8 protein-coding genes and 1 pseudogene are annotated in these 8,704 nt (G+C 47.5%); 5 read left to right on the forward strand and 4 right to left on the reverse strand.

Features of this window, described 5'->3' with window-relative positions:
* The 3 genes from JF818_RS11590 to JF818_RS11600 form a co-directional block, all read right to left on the reverse strand.
* Window positions 1-500 (reverse strand): YigZ family protein (locus tag JF818_RS11590; RefSeq protein ID WP_198892165.1); only part of this gene is annotated, 500 nt, incomplete at its 3' end.
* A 1-nt stretch (window position 501) separates the two neighbouring features.
* Window positions 502-1,407, reverse strand: a complete 906-nt coding sequence (locus JF818_RS11595) for an aldo/keto reductase (RefSeq protein WP_198892166.1) — start codon at window positions 1,405-1,407, stop codon at window positions 502-504.
* Window positions 1,391-2,335: an 8-oxo-dGTP diphosphatase gene (locus JF818_RS11600; RefSeq protein ID WP_198892167.1), complete on the reverse strand. Its 945-nt coding sequence runs from the start codon at window positions 2,333-2,335 to the stop codon at window positions 1,391-1,393. Before JF818_RS11600 ends, JF818_RS11595 begins: the two co-directional genes overlap by 17 nt.
* 115 nt (window positions 2,336-2,450) lie before the next feature.
* On the opposite strand from JF818_RS11600, the gene deoC reads away from it, so the two are divergent.
* The gene (gene deoC, locus JF818_RS11605) at window positions 2,451-3,116 is read left to right on the forward strand and encodes a deoxyribose-phosphate aldolase (protein ID WP_198892168.1); all 666 of its coding nucleotides are present in this window, start codon (window positions 2,451-2,453) and stop codon (window positions 3,114-3,116) included.
* On the forward strand, window positions 3,103-4,245 hold the full coding sequence (locus JF818_RS11610) for a thymidine kinase (protein ID WP_198892169.1): 1,143 nt from the start codon (window positions 3,103-3,105) through the stop codon (window positions 4,243-4,245). Before deoC ends, JF818_RS11610 begins: the two co-directional genes overlap by 14 nt.
* A gap of 59 nt (window positions 4,246-4,304) precedes the next feature.
* Here the strand turns inward: JF818_RS11610 and JF818_RS11615 are convergent, their stop codons facing one another.
* Window positions 4,305-5,183, reverse strand: a complete 879-nt coding sequence (locus JF818_RS11615; RefSeq protein ID WP_198892170.1) for a sugar phosphate isomerase/epimerase — start codon at window positions 5,181-5,183, stop codon at window positions 4,305-4,307.
* 51 nt (window positions 5,184-5,234) lie between these two features.
* Here JF818_RS11615 and JF818_RS11620 point away from each other — a divergent pair, with 51 nt between their 5' ends.
* The 3 genes and pseudogenes from JF818_RS11620 to JF818_RS11630 all read left to right on the forward strand — a co-directional run.
* Window positions 5,235-6,602, forward strand: coding sequence for a glycoside hydrolase family 28 protein (locus tag JF818_RS11620; protein WP_198892171.1), 1,368 nt, complete (start codon window positions 5,235-5,237; stop codon window positions 6,600-6,602).
* Between the two features lie 469 nt (window positions 6,603-7,071).
* Window positions 7,072-8,187, forward strand: a pseudogene (locus JF818_RS11625) (ABC transporter substrate-binding protein); the annotation flags it as partial.
* A gap of 85 nt (window positions 8,188-8,272) precedes the next feature.
* Window positions 8,273-8,704 (forward strand): oligopeptide/dipeptide ABC transporter ATP-binding protein (locus JF818_RS11630; RefSeq protein ID WP_370570334.1); only part of this gene is annotated, 432 nt, incomplete at its 3' end.

Raw genomic sequence — 8,704 nt, forward strand, 5'->3', positions numbered from 1 at the left:
GATACATCCGTTGTGAATTCCTCTTTTTCAATATCCGCTTGAAGCAATCCAAGGTCAATCTTTGCTAGCTCATAGAGATTATAGGGTATCGTGAAGGAGAACCTTGTTTTCTCTATCAACTCTTCTGTCTTGATAATGGAGAGGATTTCCTTGGCACTATCGCCATAGGCTTTCACCAGACCTCCAGTGCCCAATAACGTTCCTCCGAAGTAACGGATGATGAGTATCAGGATATTGGTGACGCTGCTCCCTTTCAGTACCTCAAGTGCGGGTCTGCCTGCAGTATTCTTTGGCTCATGGTCATCACTATAGCTATAGAGATCTCCCTTTGGTCCAACGACAGCAGCATGAACAACATGATTAGCCCCTGGATGTTCAGCCCTCGTTTCATTAACCAGGTTCTTGATCTCGGAGAGTTCACTGATGGGTTGAGCGATAGCTATGAATCGAGATTTTTTTACTTCAATCTCACACTGTGAGCGTTGCTTGAGTATTTTCATGCTACCACCTATGTCCGAAAAGATTGTCCCATGAAGGGGGAGCGCATGCACTTAATCGTCCTGCCACTTCATCCAACAACCTTTTCTCTCCTTCGTCAAGGCTGATTACATCGGTTTCCAGGAGCGGGAATAGCTGCTGTGGTGAACGTGCTCCAACAAGGATGCTTGTAAAATCCTGGCTCCGAGCCCAGGCCAGGGCAAGTTGAGGCATGCTTAGTCCTTTCTCTTTTGCAAGGAAAGAGAGCAGATCAAGCAATTCCATGAATACCGAATAGGCTCTGTCTTGGTAAACATAGAGATCCCCCCTGCTGTCATTGGGTCTATGGTGATGGTTGCCACTAAGCAAGCCAAGGCCCAGTGGGCTGTATCCCACCAAGGAGAGGCCTTGCTTTTCTGCATACTCCTTATACTCTTCCAGTCCCCTTGTCCACAGGAGCGAACAAGGTATTTGCAGGAACGTGATGGGAAGGTCATGCAACCTTTGCACCAAGGAGAGGGGGGTATTGGAAAGCCCAAGGGATTGAACTTTTCCTTGCTCGATAAGACCTGCTGCTGATTCCACGATGGGTCTAAGGTCTAGCGAAGAGCTAGGCCAGTGCAGGTACAGGGTGTTTACCGAGGTTCTCTTAAGTCGGTCGAGGCTTTTCTGGACATCTTGAGCCACCAAGTTGGGGTGTTTGGGCATGAATTTTGTATCAATAATGGCTGATTTTCCAGAGAGGACCGAACCGAGCAGTTGTTCGGCAAGGCCGTTCCCATATGCTGGGGCGGTATCAAAATGCCTGATACCTGCCTTGTATGCAGCGCTGATCGTAAGACGGGAAGCTTGTGTGGTGCTTCCGGTCCAAAATCCATGGCTGGGACCAAATTGCCAGCTTCCCAGAGCCAGGTCAGAGCTCTTCTTCATCGTCCTCTTCGGTAGTGATCAATTTGTCTACCATTACCTGTCCATCGAAAATGAAGGATCCTTCAAAGCGTTTTCCTTCCATGGCAAGCGGAAGCCAATGAATATCATCCTCCCACATCTTGTCATAGGGGATTTCACTTACCGGGCACCAGAAGGGGCGTGCTTCATCGGTTTCTTGGAGTTCTCCACTAAAGGAGTAAGCAAAATAGACATAGCCTCGTTCTGAAAGACCATCACGGAACTGGAAGTTAAGCTTTCCAACCATGCGCAGGTCATCAACCTCAAGACCAGTCTCCTCGGTAAATTCGCGCTTTGCAGCTTCAAGAGCGGTTTCAGTCTCTTCAATATGACCGCCAGGAGCGTTTACCAGTCCAGAGCCCAGGCCGGTCTTCTTGTCAATAAGAAGCACTTGGTCATCATTGAACAGATAGGTGATGACACACACTTCCTTAGGTTCCCACAGGTCCCAGTCAATGTCTGCAACAGAGGCTGCATCACGATAGCGTGTATCCTCTTCAGCCTCTTCAGGTTGTGCAAGCTCTTTCTTCTTTTCTTCTTCCGCCTTGGCTTCCTCAGGATGAGCCTTGTAGTGGCACTCCTGACAAAGATTGTCGTCATGGCCAATGATGTGGTTGAAATCAAGTCGCTTGTCACACTCAACGCAGTGGAAACGGAACGGAAGGGCTCTCTTTCTCAATAGGAAAAGAAGCCCTGCACAGATAATGGCTACCAACCAACCGAGATTGTGGTTCAAATCCCTGGAGAGGATGACTACCACTCCTACCTCAAAAAGAAGCAAGATTGAGGCCAGGTAGATGGTGGCAAACCGTTTCTTATAGGTTCCCGGAATTTTTCGTTGGGCAAGATTAAGTAAAAGGATAGCGATCAGAGCCCAAGTATAGTATTGTTCGATGGTTTGAAGAATCATGATGCTAGGGTATAGGGAGCAGGGTCCTTCGTCAAGCTTGGGATGCTATTCTCGTTGCTCATCGATAATTTTTGGAGTAAGCTAGCAGTAGTACCTGATGCTAGGGAGGATGCCAATGAAACAAGAAGATGTCGCTAAATACATCGATCACACGGTGCTCGCAGCTTCTGCGACTCGTCCTATGATAGAGAAACTTTGCAAGGAAGCAGCCCAATATCATTTTGCTTCAGTATGTGTAAACAGTTGCTGGGTGCCGCTCTGTGTTAAATTGTTGGAGAAGAGTGATGTAAAGGTTTGTACCGTGGTTGGGTTCCCTTTGGGTGCAATGGCTACAGAGAGTAAGGCCTTTGAGGCCAAGACAGCAGTGAAAGCTGGGGCCGAAGAGGTTGATATGGTCATCAATATCGGGTTCTTGAAGAACCATGATGATGATTTGGTACAGGATGATATTACTGCAGTGAAGAAGGCTTGTGGAAAGGCACACCTGAAAGTCATCATCGAGACCTGTCTTTTGAATGAAGAGGAAAAAGTACGTGCCTGTAGGTTGGCAAAAGCCAGCGGTGCAGACTTTGTAAAGACTTCTACCGGTTTCTCCACCGGTGGAGCAACCGCCAAGGATATTGCCTTGATGCGTAAGACAGTTGGGCCAGAGTTGGGCGTCAAAGCCTCTGGAGGAGTACGTACATACGAGGATGCCATTGCAATGATTGAAGCAGGGGCTACAAGAATCGGGGCCTCAAGCGGCATTGCAATTTTAGAGGGGTCGAATGGCGCGAATTGAACAGAAGATTGAAAGTGCCGATTTCCTCAAGAGTCTGGGGTTTCCCACGCTTGATGTCCATGAAACATTCTCGCATTTTGATTTCACGTCGCCCGGGCGAAGGGTTCTGCTGATAGGACCCATGGGCTCGGGCAAGACTGAGTTTGCAGCACGGGTATGGCGGGATGCTGCCATTGCACAGAGGAAGGGAGAGAAGGTAAGAAACCTGACCAGTAGTGGGCAGGTTGATCGCCGGAAGGTCTTCTTCATCCGTTCCGAGATCGATGGCACCCGGTTTACCGATTATCCTGAGGATGCGCTCTGCTACCGCAGTGGATATGTAAGCTGTGGGGAGAATATTGCGAGAATCAGGGACTCTTTTGGTTTGGAGAGAGTGCTTCAGGACAATCCTACTGTGGGAACCTTTATCATTGATGAAGCATCATTCTTTGATGAAAGGCTTGCTTATGTAGTACGTAATCATAGTTATGAACGTGGGGTTATGTTCATATTCCCTACCTTGATCCTGAACTTCCGTCGGGACCTGTTCAATTCCACTGCGCGGTTGATGCTCGATATTGCAACCGATGTAATCCCACTTACTGCGTATTGTGAACATCCAGACTGTATCAGTGATGCATTCTATACCTATCGATACTATCAGGTGGAAGGAAAGGAGTGCCCGGCACTCTATTTCGATCCTCTGATCATCGTTGGTGGGGATTCCCATAAGGATAGCACCCTGGAGCCGAACTATGCCGCTCGTTGTGATGAACATCACTATCTTCCCGGGAAGGAGTATACATTCTTCCACCTCAAACCACTGGGTGAGCTTGCATCACGTGGGGATGAGAAGCCATTGAGAAATGAACTTGCTGCCCTGAAGGGAGATATTGAGCAGTCGATGCTCTATGAGAACTTCTGTGAACGTTACCGGGGAAAGACAGACGAAGAAATCTTCTTCAATGCCCTGCTCCCGCAAAATATTGCGGAAAAAGCGCTGGTATTTCTCTTCTGTGAGCAGAATCTTGTACCGGAAGAGGTACTGCTTCGCTTGGTATCAGAGCTTGAGCTGGATACAAACTACCTTTCCAAGGTCCTTTCCGACAACAAGCGGCCTGTCTCCTTCGAGCAGCCGCTCTTGTTGTAGAGTACGGAAAGATACAAAAACCTGCCATGAAAAGCCCTTGAGGGCTCTTCTGGCATGGTTCAGTATGTAGAGAGCAATGAAAGTGTTTCCTTCAAGGTAGAGACCGTTAGATCTTCGAGCAGGGCAGGGACTTCAATATTTCGTCTTCTCAGTTCTCCGAAAAGGAATTTCCAGTCCAGAACCCCATCCCCTACCGTGAGATCCCCGACCTTTATACCTTGGTCGTTAAGCTTGTAGTCCTTGACGTGGATTGCTGCAATCTTATCCCCGAATGCATCGAGGGCGGAGCAGAAGAAGTCTTTCTGGGCGGTAAATGAGGGAGTGCCCATGACACTGCCATCTGCCTCGCTTATCCCGATCCATGGGACGAGATTTGCCGGGTCATAGATGACTCTAAGGTGGGGACTGTCAAACTTCTCCATCAAGGCTGCCATTCTTGGGATGGTGCTGATGGTATGCTGTTTGCTTACCGCTTCGATGCCAACGATTGCATCATACTTAACGGCAGCTTCAAGGAGCCTTTCTATGCTACGATAGAAGATGTCGAGTACTTTGGCACTTGCAGTCTCGCTGTGGTAGGCGTTGCCAGGGTGGAAGGAGCCGGTTTCGGTTCCCACCAAAGGGCATCCAAGGAGGTTGGCATATTTTAGGTGGTTTTCAAATCTACGCAACTCTGCATCCCTCTCTGCCTTGTCAGGGTGTACGGGATTGATGTAGCTTCCAAAAACTCCTACGTATGCACCTTTCGCCTTGAGTGCATCTCGAACGGAGGTGATGAACTGCTCACTGTAGTCTTCTGCATCAGGAGCGTTCTTGAGAACTTTTTTCAAAGCGAGTTGAATGGGGATTGAATCCCCATAGAGGGAAATCTCGCTTGCAAGGTCGTTAATGGTATCGAAGGTACCAAGATCATGAGCTCTGATTCCTAACTGTTTCATAGCTGGTATTGTAGGATACAGGGTGGTTAAAGTAAAGAAAGAGGTAATTGCATGAACAAGGAATATACGCTGGCAGATTTCGGTGCCATCGGAGACGGGCAGTTTGACAACAGCGAAGTCTTCAAACGAGCGTTTGAAAGCTTGCAAAAGGGGGGACTCTTGCGGATCGGGGCAGGAGAGTACCTGAGCGGCCCAATACACATCACTGCAACAAATCTTGTGGTGGAATTTGAAACAGGTGCAACCATACGTTTCATTGCAAACGAGAACCTCTACCGGCCTTTCTATTCACGATGGGAAGGGGTTAACTGTTACTGCATGCATCCTTGTTTGCTGATCAATGAATCAGATGGTCTCATATTTCGTGGGAAGGGCATCATAGACGGAAGTGGTCCCTGGTGGTGGGCAACCGCTCAACAGAAACGAAATACCCAGAAAGGTCCTGTCTCAGCCATCGAGACTGAACTGGCCAAGTTGAACCCTGGTTATGAGAGACAGAGTGGAGGTGGAGGAGGCCGTCAGAGTCAGTTCCTTCGTCCTCCCTTGTTGCAGATCAGGGAAAGCAATAATGTGAAGATTGAGGGACTGACCATACAGAACAGTCCCTTCTGGACCGTTCATCCCCTCTATAGTACAAACATCATTCTCAAGGATCTTTCTGTCATAAACCCACCGGATGCACCCAACACCGATGGAATCGATGTTGACTCTTGCTCCTTTGTGACGATCAAGAATTGCTTGATCGACGTTGGAGATGACGGAATTGCCCTGAAGAGTGGAAGCGGAAAGGATGGGGTTGCCGTGAACCGGAAGACCAGCGATATCATTATTGAGGGATGTACCGTGAGACACGCCCATGGGGGAGCCGTTATCGGTAGTGAGACCGCTGCAGGTATCCATGATGTGGTGGTTCGTTCCTGTTTCTTTGATGGTACCGACAGGGGTATCAGGATCAAGACCCGAAGAGGTCGCGGTGGGCATATTTCTGACTTGCATTTCCAGGATATCAGGATGGACAACAACCTCTGTCCGCTCACGGTGAATATGTACTACCGCTGTGGTAGTCTGGATGCTGAAGATTTCTCCTTAGAGAGGAAACCGGTGACACCTACAACACCCCATATCGAGCATGTCACCATTGAAGGATGCACAAGTACCAATAACAGATCCAGTGCTGCCTTCATTGTAGGGCTCCCTGAGTCTCCCATCCGTGATCTGGTGATTTCTGGCTGTACATTCACGGTGGCAGATGAGCATCTTGAACCGGTAAGTGAAAGCGAGATGTATGAAGGACTCCCTATTACAGAGGGACGTGGTATTAGGCTACGTAATGTTTCATTGACAATCCAGGATGTCATCGTGCAAGGGATAGCAGAAGAGTATGTCATTGAAGAGGACGTTGTTCTCACACGTGAGTAGTGCGTTTGATACTATTTGGTTGCTTTCTCTTGGTCTGGTATCTCGATTTCTTTAGTGAAGAAAGGGCAGGGCTTTCGGTTTGGACTGCTTAATTTTTCATGAAAGGAAAGCTCAATTTATATACATATGACAACAGTTGTATATGAATACAAGGGGAATAGGTAGGTTTTTTCCTAGGAAAAATCAATATGGAATATTTTTTTTTGGATCTGAAAGATTGTGATATGTCACATGCTAAGTAAATTTACAGTAATAAGATATTGATGACATAAGGTGGGTTATCTGTCCTAGGTCTATCCTTAATCATTAGTATTTTTCTTGGTTTTTACGATTCTCTGTAATTTGACTCTTTCTATTTGTAAGAGTCAGTTGAATTTTTGCCACTGTAAGTCAACAGAAAACTTTCCAGCTTAGGACAACTAAATAATTGCCACTTCCCCCCAGAACTCTCTAATGTGTTGATGACTACACGGTACAGTTCAACTTGAAGAAGGTTGAAGCTCCTTTCATTGCCAACTTGGCTATGGATTTTGCATCAATCGTATCTCCAACTGCAGTTGCCAAGTACGGGGAAGACTTCAAGAACAACCCAGTAGGAACTGGTGCATTCAAGTTTGTCTCATGGACAAAGGATTCTGACATCGTATTTGATAGAAATGCTGATTATTGGGGTGGCCCTGTATATCTTGACCGCTTGATCCTCAAGGTTATTCCCGATGCAACCTCACGTTGGTTGGCATTGCAGAAGGGCGAGGTTGACTTGATTGACTTCCCCTCCAATGATGATATTCCTGCCATGCGTTCGACCGAAAACATTCAACTTATCCAGCAGGCTGGTTTGAATGTTGGTTACCTTGCCTTGAACACCGAAAAGAAACCTTTTGACAATAAACTGGTTCGTCAGGCTATGAACTATGCTATTGACCAGCAGGAAATTGTTGATGGTGTGTATGGTGAAGCCGGACAAGTTGCAAAGAACCCAATTCCTCCTGGGATGTGGTCCTACAACGATGATATCGAAGACTACGGTTACAATCCTGAGAAGGCAAAAGAATTGCTGGCTCAAGCAGGGTACCCGAATGGATTCGAGATGGAGCTTTGGGCAATGCCTGTTGCACGTCCTTACAACCCAGATGCCCGCAAGGTAGCAGAAATCATGCAAGCCCAGCTGGTCAAGGTTGGTATCGATGCTGAGATTGTCTCCTATGAATGGGGCACGTATCTCGACAAGACTGATATGGGCGAGCACCAGAGTGCAATGCTTGGTTGGACTGGTGACAATGGTGATCCAGACAACTTCCTCTGGGTTCTTCTCTCAGAACCTGCTGCACAGCTTCCAGCTGGTAATATTGCCCTTTGGAAGAACAAAGAGTTCACTGATCTCTGTGCAAAGGCAAAGGTTACCACCGATCAGGCAGAGCGTGACAGATTGTATCGTGCTGCTCAGGAAGTTTTCCACGAGGAAGCTCCTTGGGTACCGATTGCCCACTCTGTCGTAACTGTTCCAGCAATGGACTATGTGAACGATTTCGTGTTGTATCCTACCGGAAAGCGCGTATTCAAGCATGTCTGGTTGGATAAATAAACGGTTGTATTGAGTATTGAATACATTGACAGTCACCCCCAGCAGGGGGTGATTGTCTGATGTTTCTCATTTTTACGAGGATTGTATGATCAAACATATTTTAAAGCGATTGGCCTTGTTGATTCCAACAATATTTGGTGTCATCACCCTCGTGTTTCTCATGATAGCTCTAGCTCCTGGCGATCCTGCGCGCATAATGCTGGGCGAACGAGCGAATGCAGAACAGGTTGCACAGTTGCGTACAGAACTTGGGTTGGATAAGCCCCTGATACAGCAGTATGGTCTTTATCTAGGGCGTATTGCGAGGTTCGATGTGATGTATTTGGGGAGAATTGTGGAAATTGCCGACAAGAATGAACTTGTAGGCAACCATATGCATCCCTATACGCAAGCTTTGTTCAATGCATTTCCTGCAACGGATCCAAGGGCCCGAGAGACAAAGAAGCGAATTGTTATGGGAGATGTTCCTTCTCCCATCAATCCTCCTGAAGGATGCCACTTTCACCCCCGGTGTCCC

Source organism: Sphaerochaeta sp. S2 (assembly GCF_016406725.1).
GTDB lineage: Bacteria > Spirochaetota > Spirochaetia > Sphaerochaetales > Sphaerochaetaceae > Sphaerochaeta.